This is a genomic window from Buttiauxella izardii, from assembly GCF_003601925.1.
GTDB classification, from domain to species: Bacteria; Pseudomonadota; Gammaproteobacteria; order Enterobacterales; family Enterobacteriaceae; genus Buttiauxella; species Buttiauxella izardii.
Map to the genome: position 1 here is coordinate 46,360 of NZ_QZWH01000006.1, position 18,724 is coordinate 65,083.

The 18,724-nt window shown below is 52.6% G+C and carries 17 protein-coding genes; 15 read left to right on the forward strand and 2 right to left on the reverse strand.

What is annotated here, in order from left to right; translation table 11 throughout:
- Positions 1-26 precede the first annotated feature (26 nt).
- From flgE to flgL, 8 genes are all read left to right on the forward strand, one after another.
- The gene (gene flgE, locus D6029_RS03245; RefSeq protein ID WP_120063393.1) at positions 27-1,280 is read left to right on the forward strand and encodes a flagellar hook protein FlgE; all 1,254 of its coding nucleotides are present in this window, start codon (positions 27-29) and stop codon (positions 1,278-1,280) included.
- A gap of 19 nt (positions 1,281-1,299) precedes the next feature.
- Positions 1,300-2,055 carry a flagellar basal body rod protein FlgF gene (locus D6029_RS03250; RefSeq protein WP_120063394.1) on the forward strand — a complete coding sequence of 252 codons (756 nt, stop codon included), beginning with the start codon at positions 1,300-1,302 and terminating at the stop codon, positions 2,053-2,055.
- A gap of 78 nt (positions 2,056-2,133) precedes the next feature.
- Positions 2,134-2,916 carry a flagellar basal-body rod protein FlgG gene (gene flgG, locus D6029_RS03255; protein WP_034494519.1) on the forward strand — a complete coding sequence of 261 codons (783 nt, stop codon included), beginning with the start codon at positions 2,134-2,136 and terminating at the stop codon, positions 2,914-2,916.
- Between the two features lie 63 nt (positions 2,917-2,979).
- Entirely contained in the window at positions 2,980-3,675 is a 696-nt protein-coding gene (flgH, locus tag D6029_RS03260; RefSeq protein ID WP_120063747.1) for a flagellar basal body L-ring protein FlgH, read from the forward strand.
- 11 nt (positions 3,676-3,686) lie between these two features.
- Complete coding sequence (locus D6029_RS03265; RefSeq protein WP_120063395.1) at positions 3,687-4,781, forward strand: flagellar basal body P-ring protein FlgI; 1,095 nt, start codon at positions 3,687-3,689, stop codon at positions 4,779-4,781.
- Complete coding sequence (gene flgJ, locus D6029_RS03270) at positions 4,781-5,722, forward strand: flagellar assembly peptidoglycan hydrolase FlgJ (RefSeq protein ID WP_120063396.1); 942 nt, start codon at positions 4,781-4,783, stop codon at positions 5,720-5,722. Before D6029_RS03265 ends, flgJ begins: the two co-directional genes overlap by 1 nt.
- Before the next feature lie 84 nt (positions 5,723-5,806).
- The gene (flgK, locus tag D6029_RS03275; RefSeq protein WP_120063397.1) at positions 5,807-7,471 is read left to right on the forward strand and encodes a flagellar hook-associated protein FlgK; all 1,665 of its coding nucleotides are present in this window, start codon (positions 5,807-5,809) and stop codon (positions 7,469-7,471) included.
- Positions 7,472-7,487: 16 nt separating this feature from the next.
- The gene (gene flgL, locus D6029_RS03280) at positions 7,488-8,438 is read left to right on the forward strand and encodes a flagellar hook-associated protein FlgL (protein ID WP_120063398.1); all 951 of its coding nucleotides are present in this window, start codon (positions 7,488-7,490) and stop codon (positions 8,436-8,438) included.
- 190 nt (positions 8,439-8,628) lie between these two features.
- Here flgL and rne read toward each other — a convergent pair whose 3' ends face one another.
- A complete protein-coding gene (rne, locus tag D6029_RS03285) occupies positions 8,629-11,982 on the reverse strand; it encodes a ribonuclease E (RefSeq protein ID WP_120063399.1) in 3,354 nt (1,117 codons plus the stop codon).
- Between the two features lie 571 nt (positions 11,983-12,553).
- Here rne and rluC point away from each other — a divergent pair.
- On the forward strand, positions 12,554-13,507 hold the full coding sequence (gene rluC / locus D6029_RS03295; RefSeq protein ID WP_167455971.1) for a 23S rRNA pseudouridine(955/2504/2580) synthase RluC: 954 nt from the start codon (positions 12,554-12,556) through the stop codon (positions 13,505-13,507).
- Between the two features lie 36 nt (positions 13,508-13,543).
- Here rluC and D6029_RS03300 read toward each other — a convergent pair whose 3' ends face one another.
- Complete coding sequence (locus D6029_RS03300; protein ID WP_120063401.1) at positions 13,544-14,128, reverse strand: Maf family protein; 585 nt, start codon at positions 14,126-14,128, stop codon at positions 13,544-13,546.
- Positions 14,129-14,269: 141 nt separating this feature from the next.
- Between D6029_RS03300 and yceD the strand changes: the two genes are divergently transcribed.
- Genes yceD through fabG form a run of 6 tightly spaced genes read left to right on the forward strand, consistent with a single transcriptional unit; the run spans position 14,270 to position 18,679 of the window.
- On the forward strand, positions 14,270-14,791 hold the full coding sequence (gene yceD / locus D6029_RS03305; protein WP_120063402.1) for a 23S rRNA accumulation protein YceD: 522 nt from the start codon (positions 14,270-14,272) through the stop codon (positions 14,789-14,791).
- Between the two features lie 16 nt (positions 14,792-14,807).
- The gene (rpmF, locus tag D6029_RS03310) at positions 14,808-14,978 is read left to right on the forward strand and encodes a 50S ribosomal protein L32 (RefSeq protein ID WP_034456167.1); all 171 of its coding nucleotides are present in this window, start codon (positions 14,808-14,810) and stop codon (positions 14,976-14,978) included.
- An 11-nt stretch (positions 14,979-14,989) separates the two neighbouring features.
- Entirely contained in the window at positions 14,990-16,024 is a 1,035-nt protein-coding gene (plsX, locus tag D6029_RS03315) for a phosphate acyltransferase PlsX (protein WP_120063403.1), read from the forward strand.
- A gap of 5 nt (positions 16,025-16,029) precedes the next feature.
- Positions 16,030-16,983: a beta-ketoacyl-ACP synthase III gene (locus tag D6029_RS03320; RefSeq protein WP_120063404.1), complete on the forward strand. Its 954-nt coding sequence runs from the start codon at positions 16,030-16,032 to the stop codon at positions 16,981-16,983.
- A gap of 17 nt (positions 16,984-17,000) precedes the next feature.
- Positions 17,001-17,930, forward strand: coding sequence for an ACP S-malonyltransferase (gene fabD / locus D6029_RS03325; protein ID WP_120063405.1), 930 nt, complete (start codon positions 17,001-17,003; stop codon positions 17,928-17,930).
- Positions 17,931-17,944: 14 nt separating this feature from the next.
- Entirely contained in the window at positions 17,945-18,679 is a 735-nt protein-coding gene (gene fabG, locus D6029_RS03330) for a 3-oxoacyl-ACP reductase FabG (protein ID WP_034456162.1), read from the forward strand.
- Positions 18,680-18,724 lie beyond the last annotated feature (45 nt).

Here is an 18,724-nt window from a genome sequence, read left to right on the forward strand (position 1 = left end):
CCTCCAACCCTTTGCAGGAGTAAAACATGGGCTTTTCTCAAGCGGTCAGCGGCCTGAATGCTGCGGCCACCAACCTGGACGTGATTGGTAACAACATCGCCAACTCCGCGACCTACGGTTTTAAGTCCGGCAGCGTTTCGTTTGCCGATATGTTCGCAGGCTCGAAAGTGGGTCTGGGCGTCAAAGTTGCGGGCATCACCCAGGACTTTAACGACGGCACCACCACCAATACCGGGCGCGGCCTGGATGTGGCGATTAGCCAGAATGGTTTCTTCCGCCTGGTGGACACCAACGGTTCTGTTTATTACAGCCGTAACGGCCAGTTCAAACTGGATGAAAACCGTAATCTGGTGAACATGCAGGGGATGCAGTTGACGGGTTATCCGGCAACCGGCACGCCGCCAACCATTCAGGAAGGGGCAAACCCGGTAGGGCTTTCTGTTCCGAATACCCTGATGGCGGCGAAACTGACATCGCAAGCGTCGATGCAAATTAACCTGAACTCCTCAGACAAACTGCCTGAAGTGAGTCCTTTTGATGCCAGCAATTCTGCAACGTACAACAAGAAAGGCTCGATCACCGTTTTTGACTCATTGGGGAACACCCATGACATGAACGTGTTCTACGTGAAAACCGCCGATAACAAATGGGATATGTATACCCAGGATAGCAGCGTTGCAGGTTCCAAAGCTGTGCGTGCCGGGGCGATTAACTTCAACGCCAATGGCACGATTGATAACGTCACGATGCCAGATCCAGTCAACGCGGGCCAGGTTATCACCAGCACCACGCCACAGTTCAACATCAGCACGGGAGCTTTGAACGGCGCACCGGCAGTGAACTTCAACTTCAGCCTGCTGAACTCGATGCAACAGAACACCGGCTCCAACAACATCGTGGCGGCAAACCAGGATGGCTATAAGCCGGGCGATCTCGTGAGCTACCAGATTAACGAAGACGGCACCATCGTCGGTAACTACTCCAACGAACAAACCCAGCTGTTAGGCCAGATTGTTCTGTCCAACTTTGCTAACCCGGAAGGCTTGTCTTCTGAGGGTAACAACGTGTGGTCTGCGTCCAACGCATCTGGCGTGGCGCTGTTGGGTACGGCGGGTTCGGGCAACTTCGGTACGCTGACCAACGGTGCGCTGGAATCCTCGAACGTCGATCTGAGTAAAGAACTGGTCAACATGATTGTCGCGCAGCGTAACTATCAGTCCAACGCTCAGACCATCAAAACCCAGGACCAGATCCTCAACACCCTGGTTAACCTGCGCTAATCACTGACGGGATAGCTTAATGGATCACGCAATTTATACCGCCATGGGCGCGGCCAGTCAGACGCTGAATCAACAAGCGGTGACTGCCAGCAACCTGGCAAACGCTTCAACACCGGGCTTTCGTGCGCAGCTTACCGCGCTGCGAGCGGTGCCGGTGGAAGGGCTTTCTTTGCCGACGCGCACCCTGGTGACGGCTTCCACGCCGGGCGTGGATATGTCGCAAGGCCAGCTTGATTACACCCAACGCCCGCTGGATGTTGCCCTGCAACAAGACGGCTGGCTGGCGGTACAAAGTGCGGATGGGTCGGAAGCGTATACCCGCAACGGCAATATGCAGGTGAGTCCTGCCGGGCAACTGACCATCGGCGGGCAACCGGTGATGGGCGACGGTGGCCCGATTGCTGTGCCTCAGGGCGCGGAGCTGACTATCGCGGCGGACGGCACTATTTCGGCGCTTAACGCCGGTGACCAGCCCAACACCGTGGCACCGATTGGCCGCCTGAAACTGGTGAAAGCCACCGGCCTTGAAGTGGCGCGCGGTGATGACGGGTTTTTCCGCCCGAGTGCAGCCACTCAGGCCACGCGTGGCGCGACCTTGCAAGCCGATGCCTCAATCACATTGATGCCTGGCGTGCTGGAAGGCAGCAACGTGAAGCCGGTGGAAGCGATGGCCGACATGATTGCCAACGCGCGTCGTTTTGAGATGCAGATGAAGATTATTTCGAGCGTTGATGAAAACGAGCAGCGGGCCAATCAGCTGCTGTCGATGACGTGATAATCAAACGGTTTTTGTAGGTCGGATAAGCGAAGTGTCATCCGACAAACGAACCACAAGATCTAAAAGGAATCCAACATGATCAGTTCTTTATGGATCGCAAAAACCGGCCTTGATGCCCAACAAACCAATATGGATGTGATTGCCAACAACCTGGCAAACGTCTCCACCAATGGTTTTAAGCGTCAACGTGCGGTGTTTGAAGATCTTCTTTATCAAACGATTCGCCAGCCTGGCGCGCAATCGTCTGAACAGACGACGCTGCCATCCGGTTTGCAGATTGGTACGGGCGTGCGTCCGGTCGCCACCGAGCGTTTACACAGCCAGGGCAACCTGTCGCAAACCAATAACAGCAAAGACGTGGCGATTAAAGGCCAGGGATTCTTCCAGGTTCAGCTTCCGGATGGCACCAGCGCTTATACCCGCGATGGCTCCTTCCAGGTGGATCAAAACGGCCAGTTAGTCACAGCCGGTGGTTTCCAGGTTCAGCCGGCGATCACCATTCCTGCTAATGCGCTGACTATTACTATCGGGCGCGATGGCATTGTCAGCGTGACTCAGCAGGGGCAAGCGCAGCCGGTTCAGGTGGGGCAACTTAACTTGACCACCTTTATGAATGACACCGGTCTGGAAAGCCTGGGCGAAAACCTGTACGCCGAAACCCAGTCTTCCGGTACGCCGAACGAAAGCACGCCGGGCCTTAACGGCGCGGGCTTGCTGTATCAGGGGTATGTTGAAACCTCCAACGTCAACGTGGCTGAAGAACTGGTGAATATGATCCAGGTTCAGCGCGCTTACGAAATCAACTCGAAAGCCGTTTCTACAACCGATCAGATGCTGCAAAAACTGACGCAACTGTAAGGCGTTGGCCGGTGCGTGTTGCGCACCGGCTGTCTTTATCTGAATGACCTGAAGATGAAAGCAATGCAAAACCCAATGGTTCTTCGTCCTGTCTTGATGTGTCTGGTGCTCGCCACAAGTGGCTGTGCGCTGATACCAACTAAACCGCTGGTGGAAGGGGCGACGACTGCCCAGCCAGTGCCTGGCCCTGCACCGGTCATTAATGGTTCTATTTTCCAGACGGCGCAACCGGTGAACTATGGGTATCAACCGCTGTTTGAAGACCGCCGCCCACGTAACGTTGGCGACACGTTAACCATTGTGCTCCAGGAAAATGTCAGCGCCAGTAAGAGTTCCTCGGCGAATGCCAGCCGCGATGGCAAAACAAACTTTGGCTTTGACGTAACGCCTCGTTATCTCGAGGGGTTATTTGGTAACGATCGCGCGTCAGTGGATGCTTCTGGCGGCAACAGCTTTAACGGCAAAGGTGGGGCGAATGCCAGTAACACCTTTAGCGGAACCTTAACCGTGACGGTGGATCAGGTGCTGGCCAACGGCAACCTGCACGTCGTCGGCGAAAAACAGATAGCCATCAACCAGGGCACGGAATTTATCCGTTTCTCCGGCGTGGTGAATCCTCGCACCATCAGTGGCACCAACACCGTGTCATCAACCCAGGTGGCGGATGCGCGTATCGAGTATGTCGGCAACGGCTACATCAACGAAGCGCAAAACATGGGCTGGTTGCAACGCTTCTTCCTTAATTTATCGCCGATGTAAGCGAGGGACTTATGAGCAAATATTTATTCGGATTGCTGATGATGGTGGCAACGCTGGCGCAGGCCGACCGCATTCGCGACCTGACCACGGTTCAGGGCGTGCGCGAAAACTCCCTGATTGGTTACGGCCTGGTAGTCGGCCTTGATGGCACGGGCGACCAGACCACCCAAACGCCATTTACCACGCAGACGCTCAATAACATGCTTTCGCAGTTGGGGATTACCGTTCCGGCGGGGACCAATATGCAGCTCAAAAACGTTGCCGCCGTGATGGTGACGGCGAAATACCCGGCGTTTGCCCGCTCAGGGCAAAACATCGACGTGGTGGTTTCGTCGATGGGTAACGCTAAAAGTTTACGTGGCGGCACCTTGTTAATGACTCCGTTAAAAGGCGTCGATAACCAGGTTTATGCGCTGGCGCAGGGCAATATTTTAGTCGGCGGTGCCGGGGCTTCTGCGGGTGGCAGCAGTGTGCAGGTCAACCAACTTAACGGTGGGCGCATCACCAACGGTGCGGTCATCGAACGTGAATTACCGGGCACCTTTGGCACCGGTAATATCCTCAGCCTGCAACTGAATAATGACGATTTCACCCTGGCGCAGCAAATCACCGACACCATCAACCGTTCACGCGGCTTTGGCAGCGCGTCGGCGTTGGATGCGCGCACCATTCAAATTCGTGTGCCGAGCGGCAACAGCTCGCAAGTTCGCTTGCTGGCTGATATTCAGAATCTGGAAGTCAACATGCCAGCCCAGGATGCGAAAGTGATTATCAACTCGCGTACCGGTTCGGTGGTGATGAACCAGGAAGTGACGCTCGATACGTGCGCCGTGGCGCAGGGTAATTTGTCGGTAACGGTGAATCGCCAGGCACAGGTGAGCCAGCCGGATACGCCATTTGGTGGCGGCCAGACCGTGGTGACGCCGCAAACGCAAATCGACCTGCGTCAAAATGGCGGAGCGCTGCAACGGGTAAACGCCAGCGCCAACCTGAATAACGTGGTTCGCGCATTGAACACGCTGGGGGCGTCGCCAATGGAATTGATGTCGATCCTGCAATCAATGCAAACCGCAGGCTGCCTGCGCGCCAAAGTGGAAATCATCTGATGCTTAACGAAGCTCAATCGCTGGCGAATGCAGCATGGGATGCGAACTCTCTGAACGAGCTGAAAGCGAAAACCGGGCAAGATCCTAAGGGCAACATGAAATCCGTTGCCCGCCAGGTGGAAGGGATGTTCGTGCAGATGATGCTGAAAAGCATGCGAGAAGCGCTGCCAAAAGACGGGCTTTTTAGCAGCGAACAAACGCGCATGTACACCAGCATTTATGACCAGCAAATCGCCCAACAGCTCAGCGCCAAAGGCCTTGGGCTGGCGGACATGATGGTTGAGCAAATGGGCGGCAATGCGGATCCGACGGAAGATGCGGGCAAAGTGCCGATGAAGTTTGATCTGCAAACCACCACCAGTTTCCAGAACCAGACGTTAACGCAGATGGTGCGCCAGGCGATTCCGAAAGCGCCGTCTAACGAAGAGCCGCTGACGGGGGATAGCAAAGATTTCCTGGCGCAGCTTTCGCTACCGGCCCGACTCGCCAGCGAACAAAGCGGTATTCCCCATCACCTGATTCTGGCGCAGGCGGCGCTGGAGTCGGGCTGGGGCCAGCGTCAGATCCTGACGGAAAAAGGCGAACCGAGTTTTAACTTATTTGGCGTGAAGGCCAGTAGCAACTGGAAAGGCCCGACCACGGAAATCACCACCACCGAATATGAAAACGGTGAGGCGAAAAAGGTGAAAGCTAAATTCCGCGTCTACAGCTCTTATCTGGAAGCGCTTTCTGATTATGTCGGCTTACTGACACGCAACCCGCGCTACGCCGCCGTCACCAATGCCAACACCGCCGAGCAGGGCGCGCAAGCCTTGCAGAATGCCGGTTACGCGACCGATCCGAACTATGCCCGCAAACTGACCGGCATGATTCAGCAGATGAAAGCGATGGGCGAAAAAGTGGCGAAAGCGTACAGCAATGATTTATCAAATTTGTTCTGAATACCCTTCATTAAAGCCTCAAGTGTTGCAAGACGCTGCCGATACTTACCAACAGGAATCGTGATAAACGCGTAAGGAAATTTCATGTCCAGTAGCCTGATTAACAGTGCCATGAGTGGCCTGGGTGCTGCCCAGGCGGCACTGAATACCGTCAGTAATAACATTTCTAACTATAACGTCACAGGCTATACCCGCCAGACGACCGTGTTGTCGCAGTCGCAAAGTACACTGGGCGCGGGTGGCTGGATTGGGAATGGCGTGCAGGTGAGCGGTGTGCAGCGTGAATATGATGCGTTCATCACTAACCAACTGCGCGCGGCACAAACTCAAAGCAGTGGCCTGAATACTCAGTATCAGCAGATGTCGAAAATCGACAATATTCTGTCTGGCACCACCAATACGCTGGCGACCACCATGCAGAGTTTTTTCACCGGCTTGCAAACGCTGGTCAGTAACTCCGAAGACCCGGCGGCTCGTCAAGCGTTGCTCGGCAATGCCAGCGGCCTGGTAAACCAGTTTAAGGTGACGGATCAATATCTGCGCGACCAGGATAAGCAGGTAAATACCGCTATCCAGAGCAGCGTGGAACAAATCAATAACTACGCCAGCCAGATTGCGAATCTGAACAATCAGATTTCACGCCTGACGGGTGTAGGTGCGGGTGCGACGCCAAACGATCTGCTCGATCAGCGTGACCAGTTGGTCAGCGAACTGAACCAGATTGTCGGTGTGGAAGTCAGCGTTCAGGATGGCGGCACCTACAACGTTTCGTTCGCCAACGGTTTATCTCTGGTGCAGGGCGACAAAGCCAACAAACTGGCGGCAGTTTCTTCCAGCGCTGACCCTTCGCGCATTACTGTTGCGTATGTTGATTCTGTTTCCGGCACCACTGAAATTCCTGAAAGCCAGCTGAAAAACGGCACGCTGGGTGGCATGTTAACTTTCCGCTCGCAAGATCTGGACAGCGCACGTAACCGCCTGGGGCAATTGGCTCTGGCGTTTTCTGATGCGATTAACCAGCAGCATAAAGCTGGCTTTGATGCGGATGGCAATCCGGGTGACGCATTCTTCAAGGCAGGCGGCCCGTCGGTATTAAGCAATGCAAATAACACCACTAAAACCGAGCTGACCACTACGGTTGCCGATAGCAGCAAGGTTCAGGCCAGCGACTACAAAGTGGTGTTCGACGGCGCCAACTGGCAGGTGACGCGCTTATCCGATAACGCAAAAATCACCCCAACGACGACTGATGATGGTGCGGGCAATGTGACCGGTCTGTCTTTCGACGGCCTGGATATCGCAGTTAAAGGTGCGCCTAAGCCTGCGAAAAATGACTCTTTCACCGTCAAGCCTGTTTCCAACGTGGTGGTGAATATGGAAGTCGCGATTACTGACGAAAGCAAGTTGGCGTTGGCCGGTGAGAAAGGTGCAGGCGAAAGCGATAACCGTAATGCCCAGGCGCTGCTGGATTTGCAAAACAGCAAAGTCGTGAACGGCAACAAATCGTTTAACGATGCGTACGCAAGTCTGGTCAGCGATGTGGGTAACAAAACTAGTACGCTGAAAGTCACCAGCACCACGCAAAATAATGTGGTCATCCAGTTGAGTAACCAGCAGCAGTCTATCTCTGGCGTCAACCTTGACGAAGAGTACGGCAATTTGCAGCGTTTCCAACAATATTACCTGGCGAATGCTCAGGTGCTTCAGACGGCATCAACTCTGTTTGATGCGTTACTGTCCATCCGTTAATTAAGGAATCTGGCGTATGCGTATCAGTACCGCAATGATGTACCAGCAGAATATGCGTGGCGTGACTAACTCACAGAGTGAATGGTTGCGTTACGGCGAACAGATGTCGACCGGTAAGCGTGTGACGAAGCCTTCTGACGACCCGATTGCCGCATCGCAAGCCGTGGTGCTGTCTCAGGCTCAGGCGCAAAACAGCCAGTATGCTTTGGCGCGTACTTTTGCTACGCAAAAAGTCTCGCTGGAAGAAAATGTGCTGGGGCAGGTGACAACGGCGATTCAGTCGGCTCAGGAAAAAATAGTTTACGCCAATAACGGCACCTTAAGCGATGATGACCGAGCGTCACTGGCGAAAGACATTGAAGGTATCCGCAACCAAATATTGAACCTGGCCAACAGCACTGATGGCAACGGGCGCTATATTTTTGCCGGGTACAAAACAGAGTCGGCACCGTTTAGCGGTGATGCGGGTAATGTCACTTACAACGGTGGCGATAAAGCCGTTACACAATCTGTAGATGCATCACGCACCATGACCATCGGGCATTTGGGTTCACAGATTTTTGACAAAGTGACCAGCAATGCGGTGCCTGAGCCTGACGGTAGCGCATCAGAAACCAACCTGTTCGACATGCTGGATTCTGCAATTAAAGTGTTGAATACGCCTACAGCGGACTTAACTGATGCGGAAAAAGGCGCGATTGATAAAACCAGCCGTGGACTGAAAAACTCACTCAACAACGTGCTGACCGTTCGTGCCGAACTGGGTACGCAATTGAGCGAGCTGGATAAGCTCGATGAGCTAGGCAGCGACCGTGCATTGGGTCAGGCGCAGCAAATGAGTGACCTGGTGGATGTGGACTGGAACTCGGCGATATCTTCTTACGTTATGCAGCAGGCGGCGCTTCAGGCGTCTTATAAAGCCTTTAGTGATATGCAGGGTATGTCTCTGTTCCAACTCAATAAATAATACCCGTCGCCCTTCAAGATGCAGGGTATAAAGATTTACCTTTTTGGGCGTGCCTTGAAACTGAGTACGCTTATATGCCCACTTCCGCACCCCGGAGTGGGCTTTTTTTTGGCCTGAATTCAGGGGCTGGGAAATACCTAATAAAAAAGCCGACCTGTTTCCAGGTCGGCTTTTTAGCAACGCTTAGCGATTATTCAGCGCTTTGCGGGCGTGTAGCAGGTGCAGTTGCCTGATGAGTTGCGCTGTTACCGCCAGCAGAACCACGGCCACTGAACTCATACGATGGGCGAACCCAATCGCTCTCGCGCGGTGCTTCCGGGGTGTATTCCGGCGCAGGCGCTTTCGTCATTGGCGCAGTAGCATGTTTAATCGCATGCTTCACAACCGGCTGAGCTGGGGCTGTTTCCACTGGTGGCGCTGGCTGAACAGGTGCCAGTTTTGGCTCTGATGGCACATCCACAACTTCAATGGTCGGCTCTGGTTTAACCGCTTCCTGAACGACAGGCTGTTCAGCTTCAACCACAGCTTGTGGTTTCACTTCTTCAACCGGTGCTTCTGGCGCAGTTTCTTCAACCACTACCGGAGCAACCTGAGCCAGTTCTGCCGCTTGTTGCTGATGAGTTTCAACAACATCTTGTGCAGGAGCGACTTCGTCAATCACTTGTTCAGCAACAACTTCGTCTTCTGCGGCAATCAGATGTGGCTGCTCGGTCACTGGCGCGGCAATCACTTCAGGATGCGTAGTTTCAACGTGCGCTGTTTCGACCTGAACATTTTCTTGCACACGTTCAACAACAGGCTGCGCTGCAACAACTTGCTGAGCCACTGGCTGCGGGTTGTTAACGTAGGCAGTCTCTTGCTCGTGAGCAACAAACACTGGAGTCTGATCGGCGTTGTGTTCGTATTGTGAATCTTCCTGAGAACGAGCAACCGGATAACTAATCCACGCTTTACCCGAAGCCAGTTCTGGAGAAGCACAAGCCACGATTAACGGCATTGGCGACTGCGTTGGGTAACGCTCATCACGATAGCGACGACGACGCTGACCACTCACGCGCAGGTGGCGTGGGGAACGACGTGAACGACGTGGCATACCGTTAGAATCGTTACGTGAGTCGTTGTTGTCGTCTTGCTCAACATTCGACTTTTCAACTTTCTCAACTGGCTTCTCAATAACGGCTGGTAACGGGATAGTCGCCAGGTCGGTACGCGCAGCGGGCGCTTCAGTCACGTTTGGTGTAGCCGCAACTTCTGCTGTTGAATCTGCTGCAGATTCAAAACGGACTTTCTGGCTCAACTGGCGCTGCTTACGGCGCGGCATCACCTGGACGCGTTCTTCCTGCTCGGCATCAACTTCAACCGCTGGAACATCCTCACGCTGCAGAACTTTAACTTCCTGCTGCGCCTGGCGCTTATCATCGCTGCGGCGACGGTTGCGTTCGCGGCGTGGTTGCTGCTCGTCACGGGCTTTCGGCTTTTCAGCTTCTTCAACAGCAACATTCGGGCGAGTTTCACGCACTTCAGCATTTTGCGGCTGACCCTGGCGGCGATTACGACGGTTGTCATCGCGGTCACGGTTTTCACGTGGCTCACGATTGTCACGGTTTTCGCTGCGATTTTCACCACGACCTTCGCCACGATTATCACGGTCACGGTTGTTGCGATCGCCACGATCGTTACGGTCACGACGGTTGTTTGGACGACGGTTATTACGACGTTCCTGACCCTGACGCTGACCTTCAGTCTCAGCTGGTTTAGCTTCCTGAGTTTCTTTCTTCTCGGTGGTTGCTTCGCCTGCGAACAGGTTTTTCAGCGCGCCGAAGAAACGGCTCAGAAGACCAGGTTGCTCAGTGGTCGCTGTTTTGGCTACTGCCGCTTTAGCCGCTGGAGCCGGAGTAGTTGCAACTGGTGCAGACTCTGGCGGAGCAGGCGGCACATCTGGCATCACGAAGGTCGCGAGGGCAGGTTGCTCTGGACGTTTACGCTCGGCGTACTCTTCTTCAGACGGCATTGCCATCTCTTCTTCATGCAGCTTAGGCAGCATGTAGCTCAGAGTTTTAGTTTCTTCGCCTTTGCGCACGCGCAGTACAGAATAGTGCGGAGTTTCCATCTGATCGTTTGGCACGATGATGGCTTTCACGCCGCCCTGACGGGTTTCAATCGCGCTAACCGCATCACGTTTTTCGTTCAGCAGGTAGGAAGCAATTGGCACCGGAACAATCGCGTGAACTTCTTGCGTGTTCTCTTTCAGCGCTTCTTCTTCAATCAGACGTAGAATGGAGAGTGCCATGGATTCGTTATCACGCACCGTACCTGTTCCGCTACAGCGCGGGCAGACGTGGTGGCTGGACTCGCCCAGAGAAGGGGAAAGACGCTGACGAGACATTTCCAGCAGGCCAAAACGAGAGATATGGCTAATCTGGATACGCGCACGGTCTTGACGCACGGCTTCACGGAGACGGTTTTCAACAGCGCGCTGGTGGCGTACTGGCGTCATGTCGATGAAGTCGATAACAATCAAACCACCGAGGTCACGCAGACGCAGTTGGCGCGCGATTTCATCAGCAGCTTCAAGGTTGGTGTTAAACGCTGTTTCTTCGATATCGCCACCGCGAGTTGCGCGCGCGGAGTTGATGTCGATAGCGGTTAATGCTTCGGTCGAGTCGATAACAATCGAACCACCGGAAGGCAGACGGACTTCACGCTGGAAAGCGGATTCAATCTGCGATTCAATTTGATAGTGGCTAAACAGCGGGATTTCACCGGTGTAGAGCTTAATTTTGCTGCTGAAATCAGGGCGACCCAGAGCACCGATATGCTGGCGAGCCAGTTCGAGTACTTTCGGGTTATCGATAAGGATTTCGCCGATGTCCTGACGCAGGTAATCACGGAAAGCACGAACGATAACGTTGCTTTCCTGGTGAATCAGGAATGGCGCAGGGCGGTTTTCAGCCGCTTTTTGAATCGCTTCCCAATGCTTCAGACGGAAGCTTAGATCCCATTGCAGTGCTTCGGCGGATTTACCCACGCCAGCAGTGCGTACAATCAGACCCATGCCATCTGGCAGTTCCAGCGAGGAAAGTGCTTCTTTCAGTTCGGTACGATCGTCACCTTCGATGCGGCGGGAAATACCACCAGCACGAGGGTTGTTCGGCATCAATACCAAATAACTACCGGCCAGACTAATAAAGGTGGTCAAGGCTGCGCCTTTATTACCACGTTCTTCTTTATCAATCTGAACAATCACTTCCTGGCCTTCGCGCAAAACATCTTTGATGTTCGGACGACCATGTGATGAATAATTAGACGGGAAGTATTCGCGGGCAATTTCTTTAAGAGGAAGGAAACCATGACGTTCCGCGCCGTAATCTACAAATGCCGCTTCCAGACTTGGTTCAATTCGGGTGATTTTGCCTTTATAGATGTTAGCTTTTTTCTGTTCGTGTCCAGGACTTTCAATATCCAGATCGTACAGGCGTTGCCCATCTACAAGGGCGACACGCAACTCTTCTTGCTGAGTCGCGTTTATTAGCATTCTTTTCATCGTAACTTACTCATTATTCTTACATTGGTGACAAAGCTACGGGCATGGTGACGCTGACCGGGAGTGAACCGATGGCCTCGTGACTAAACGCTAAGTCGCCAACCTCACGGTTGTCGCTTGCTGAGAGGCGCAAAGTGTCGGTAGCCTGTATTTCATACGGAAATACAGCGCAATTATCGTGGGAATAACCTTAGAATATTTCTTAAGAGTTGATTCCAATTTACCGGTCAGGCTGCAACCCGCAGCCCGCTAACTGCCTGAAAGCACAATACGTCTTACGCCATTGCTGCGTGGATGGACGTTCAGGCAAAACTGGTAATTCCGCAAAATTCCTTGTTCTAACAAGTATCAACACGGAAAACCGCAACATTATTCCATTGCTAACCTTATTATAGCAAGATGACTTTTGCCTTTGATGCCTCGTTTCTTACAGTTTTTTAACTCACTTTTTCGCTGCAGGTCGCAGAAAGCTGAAAAAGGGGAGTCAGACGACTTAAAACCAGGCAGATTCTCAGTTAAGCACATAAAAATGAGTGGCGCTATGCGCGCACGCTATTTAGAATCGCCGACCATGAAAACTCCGACACCTTCAGTACAAATCGTTGCCATTTCTTCTGACGAAGCTGGGCAGCGTATCGATAACTTTTTGCTCTCCCGCTTAAAGGGCGTGCCGAAAAGCATGATTTATCGCATTTTGCGTAAAGGCGAAGTGCGCGTGAATAAAAAGCGCATCAAACCTGAATATAAGATTCAGGATGGCGATGAAATTCGTATTCCGCCGGTTCGCGTTGCAGAACGTGAAGAAGAGGCTGTTTCTCCGCATCTGCAAAAAGTGGCGGCGCTCACTGATGCGATCATCTTTGAAGACGATCACATTCTGGTGCTGAACAAGCCGTCAGGCACGGCGGTTCACGGCGGCAGTGGTTTGAGCTTTGGTGTGATTGAAGGCTTGCGTGCGTTGCGCCCGGAAGCGCGCTTCCTTGAGCTTGTGCATCGTCTTGACCGCGACACCTCCGGCATTTTACTGGTGGCGAAAAAGCGTTCTGCACTGCGTTCGTTGCATGAGCAACTGCGTGAAAAAGGGATGCAGAAAGACTACCTGGCGCTGGTTCGTGGCCAGTGGCAGTCGCACGTTAAAGCAGTGCAGGCTCCGTTGCTGAAAAATATTTTGCAAAGCGGCGAGCGCATTGTGCGAGTGAACAGCGAAGGCAAACCTTCTGAGACGCGTTTCAAAGTTGAAGAGCGTTACGCATTCGCCACGCTGGTGCGTTGTAGCCCGATTACCGGTCGAACTCACCAGATTCGTGTGCACACCTTGCACGCGGGGCATCCGATTGCGTTTGACGATCGCTATGGCGACCGCGAGTTTGATAAGCAACTGGCTGGAACCGGCCTCAATCGCTTGTTCTTACACGCCGCTGCATTGCGTTTCACGCATCCGAATACCGGTGAGATTATGCGTGTAGAAGCGCCACTGGATGAACAGTTGAAGCGTTGCCTTACGGTGTTACGTAACGCTCGCTAAGAGTTTGGGTGGATGCGGTCATCCACCCATTATTTATTACATCAGCAGCGGGTTAACGCCTTCGTTGCGCAGCATTTCACATAAGCTAATCAGCGGTAGCCCTACCAGGGCATTGGGATCTTTTCCTGAAAGCCGGTCAAATAACGTAATACCCAAACCTTCACATTTAAAACTTCCGGCGCACTGTAACGGCTGCTCTTTGCGCACGTAATTGCGGATTTCTTGTTCACTCAGATGACGGAAATGCACATCAAAAGGTTCGCAAACTACCTGCAAATGACCTGAAGCAGAGTGATAAAGCGCCAGTCCGGTATAAAAAGTCACAATGCTGTTGCGGGCAAGCAGCAATTGTTCCACCGCTTTTTCTTCGCTATGCGGTTTACCGGTTATTTTTCCCTCTAAAACACAAACTTGATCTGAGCCGATAATCAGGTGATTGGGATATTCAGCGCTCAATGCTTGCGCTTTGGCCTGCGCCAGACGCATCACAAGATGGCGAGCATCCTCACCAGAAATAGGGGTTTCATCCACCTGTGGAGCCGCGGTAATAAAGGGGATACCCAACTTTTCAAGTATCTCCCGGCGCCATGGGGACGTTGAGGCGAGAACAATTTGCGTCATATTTTTTTCATTAATGATAGCGATTCGGGGAAAGGCATTTTAAACTATGCCACCGCAATGTGTGCGAATAAGTAGAAAAGGCGCTGTTTCCAGGCCATTTTCTTTGACTCTATGACGTTACAAAGTTAATATGCGCGCCCTATGCAAAAAGTAAAATTACCCCTGACTCTCGACCCGGTTCGTACGGCTCAAAAACGCCTTGATTACCAGGGTGTTTACACCCCTATTCAGGTAGAGCGCGTCGCCGAGTTTGTGGTCAGTGTAGACAGTGATGTGGAATGCGATATGTCATTTGCCATCGACAACCAGCGCCTCGCGGTTCTTACCGGTGATGCGAAGGTTTCGTTGACGCTTGAATGTCAGCGTTGCGGAAAGCCATTTGCCCATCAGGTCTACACACAGTATTGTTTTAGCCCGATCGTCAAAGACGAGCAGGTTGAAGCACTCCCGGAAGGATATGAACCAGTTCAGGTCAACGAATTTGGTGAAATCGATCTTCTGGCGTTGGTTGAAGATGAAATTATCCTCTCCTTGCCAGTTGTTCCGGTGCATGAATCTGAACACTGTGAAGTGTCCGAGGCGGACATGGTCTTTGGCAAACTGCCTTCCGAGGCGGAGAAACCAAACCCATTTGCCGTATTAGCCAGTTTAAAGCGTAAGTAATTGAGGAGTAAGGTCCATGGCCGTACAACAGAATAAACCAACCCGTTCCAAACGTGGCATGCGTCGTTCCCATGACGCGCTGACCACAGCTGCAGTGTCCGTAGACAAAGTTTCTGGCGAAACTCATCTGCGTCACCACATCACCGCCGACGGTTTCTACCGCGGCCGCAAGGTTATCGCTAAGTAATTGGCGATACCTTGACACGTCTAACCCTTGCGTTAGATGCCATGGGTGGGGACTTCGGTCCTTCCGTGACAGTGCCTGCAGCATTGCAGGCACTGGACTCTAACTCTCAGCTAAACCTTCTATTAGTCGGCGACCCCGACACCATCACGCCATTACTTGCCAAAGCTGATTTTGAAAAACGCTCACGTGCGCAGATTGTGCCTGCGGAGTCGGTTATTGCCAGTGATGCAAGGCCATCGCAAGCGATCCGCAATAGTCGTGGATCTTCTATGCGAGTGGCGCTTGAGTTAGTGAAAGAAGGGCGAGCGCAGGCTTGCGTCAGTGCGGGAAATACCGGTGCGCTGATGGGGCTGGCTAAATTATTGCTCAAGCCGATTGAAGGCATTGAGCGCCCGGCGTTGATGACGGTGCTACCGCATCAGCAAAAAGGCAAAACTGTCGTGCTGGATCTCGGCGCGAATGTGGTTTGTGACAGTAATATGCTGGTGCAATTTGCGATCATGGGTTCTGTTATGGCGGAGGAACTACTCGGCATTAACTCCCCACGAGTCGCGCTGCTGAACATCGGTGAGGAAGAGACGAAAGGTCTTGATAGTATCCGCGATGCGTCAGCTTTATTAAAAACAATGCCTTCTATCAACTATATTGGTTATCTTGAAGCTAACGAGTTGTTGACGGGAAAAACCGACGTGCTGGTGTGTGATGGCTTTGTCGGTAACGTCACCCTTAAGACGATGGAAGGGGTTGCCAGAATGTTCCTTTCGCTTTTGAAATCTCAGGGCGAGGGGAAAAAAAGGTCGTGGTGGCTGATTATTTTGAAACATTGGTTACAAAAAAGCCTGAGCAGGCGATTCAGTCACCTCAACCCCGACCAGTATAATGGCGCCTGTCTGTTAGGATTGCGCGGCACAGTGATTAAGAGTCACGGAGCGGCCAATCAGCGCGCGTTTGTTGTCGCGATTGAACAGGCAGTGCAGGCGGTGGCGCGGCAAGTTCCAACCCGGATTGCTGCCCGCCTGGAATCTGTATTACCCAAGAGTGACTGACGTACATGTATACGAAGATTATTGGTACGGGCAGCTATCTGCCTGAACACGTGCGTACCAACGCCGACCTGGAAAAAATGGTGGATACTTCTGACGAGTGGATTGTCACCCGTACAGGTATTCGTGAACGTCGAATTGCTGCACCGAATGAAACCGTGGCAACAATGGGTTTTGCTGCGGCAACGCGCGCCCTGGAAATGGCGGGTGTTGATAAGTCTGAAATCGGGCTGATCATCGTTGCTACAACCTCTTCGACTCATGCATTCCCAAGTGCTGCCTGCCAGGTGCAGGGCATGTTGGGCATTAAAGGCTGCCCGGCATTTGATGTCGCTGCGGCTTGCGCAGGTTTTACCTACGCATTAAGCATTGCCGATCAATATATGAAAAATGGCGCGGTAGATTACGCACTGGTCATTGGTGCGGATGTCCTGGCGCGCACATTGGATCCAAACGATCGCGGCACAATTGTTATTTTTGGTGATGGTGCAGGTGCTGTGCTTCTCGGTAAAAGCGAAGAGCCAGGCATTATTTCAACGCATCTTCACGCTGACGGTAGCTACGGCGAATTGCTGACGTTACCAAACCAGGACCGCCTGAATCCTGAGAATCCTTCTTACCTGACCATGGCGGGTAACGAAGTCTTCAAAGTGGCAGTGACGGAACTTGCACACATTGTTGATGAAACCCTGGCGGCGAATAATCTGGATCGTTCCGATCTTGATTGGTTGGTCCCACATCAGGCTAACTTGCGTATTATCAGCGCGACAGCAAAGAAACTCGGTATGTCGCTTGATAACGTCGTGGTTACCCTTGATCGCCACGGTAACACCTCTGCGGCCTCTGTTCCGGCAGCGCTGGACGAAGCGGTTCGTGATGGACGCATTCAACGTGGTCAGTTGGTATTGCTCGAAGCCTTCGGCGGCGGCTTTACCTGGGGTTCAGCACTGGTTCGTTTTTGATTATTAGGGATTTAACCATGACTCAATTTGCTTTTGTTTTCCCAGGCCAGGGCTCGCAAGCAGTCGGTATGCTGGCAGAAATCGCAGCAGCTAACCCTGTTATTGAAGCGACCTTCCGTGAAGCTTCTGATGCTCTGGGCTATGATTTGTGGGCTTTGACTCAACAAGGGCCAGCAGAAGAATTGAACAAAACCTGGCAGACACAGCCTGCTTTGCTGACAGCTTCTGTCGCATTGTGGCGTGTATGGCAGCAGCAGGGCGGCAAAACCCCTGCGCTGATGGCCGGTCACAGTCTGGGCGAATATTCTGCTCTGGTATGTGCAGGCGTGATTGATTTTGCCGACGCGGTGCGTCTGGTTGAATTACGCGGCAAATTGATGCAAGAAGCGGTTCCTGCAGGTACTGGTGCAATGTATGCCATCATCGGTCTTGATGATGCGTCTATTGCAAAAGCCTGTGAAGAAGCGGCTCAGGGCGAAGTGGTTTCTCCGGTGAACTTTAACTCACCAGGCCAGGTTGTGATTGCGGGCAACAAAGACGCTGTAGAGCGTGCGGGTGCAGCTTGTAAAGCCGCCGGTGCAAAACGTGCTCTGCCATTGCCTGTCAGTGTGCCATCACACTGTGCGCTGATGAAACCCGCAGCGGATAAACTTGCCGTCGCACTGGAAAATATTACGTTCAACGCGCCAACGGTTCCGGTTGTGAATAACGTTGACGTTAAGTGCGAGACATCACCAGAAGCTATTCGTAGCGCGCTGGTACGCCAACTGTACAGCCCAGTACAGTGGACCAAATCTGTAGAATTTATGGCAGCGCAGGGTGTGACCCAGTTGCTGGAAGTGGGGCCTGGTAAGGTATTGACTGGCCTGACAAAACGTATTGTTGACACCCTGACCGCATCGGCGATTAACGAGCCGGTCGCATTGTCAGCGGCGCTAGAGCAATAAGACGAGGGAAACCCATGAGTTTTGAAGGAAAAATTGCGCTGGTAACCGGCGCAAGCCGCGGTATCGGCCGCGCCATCGCGGAAACCTTAGTGGCCCGTGGTGCGAAAGTTATCGGTACTGCGACCAGCGAAAGCGGTGCGCAGGCTATCAGTGATTATCTGGGCGATAACGGTAAAGGTTATATGCTGAATGTGACCGATCCGGCTTCAATCGAAGCTGTGTTAGGAAATATTCGTGCAGAATTTGGCGAAGTCGATATTCTGGTTAATAATGCCGGTATCACTCGTGATAACCTGTTAATGCGCATGAAAGATGACGAGTGGAACGATATCATCGAAACCAACCTGTCATCAGTATTCCGTCTGTCAAAAGCGGTAATGCGCGCTATGATGAAAAAGCGTCATGGTCGTATTATCACTATTGGTTCTGTGGTTGGTACCATGGGAAATGCTGGTCAGGCAAACTACGCTGCGGCGAAAGCGGGTCTGATCGGTTTCAGTAAATCACTGGCGCGTGAAGTTGCGTCACGTGGTATTACTGTAAACGTTGTTGCTCCGGGCTTTATTGAAACGGACATGACGCGTGCGCTTTCTGATGAACAGCGTGCGGGTATACTGGCGGAAGTTCCAGCGGGTCGTTTAGGCGACGCAAAAGAAATCGCCAGTGCTGTTGCATTTTTAGCCTCTGACGAGGCAGGTTACATCTCTGGTGAAACCCTGCACGTCAATGGCGGAATGTATATGGTTTAACCACGATACAAAATATTTGCGTTATTTGGGCGAATGCCCGCAAAA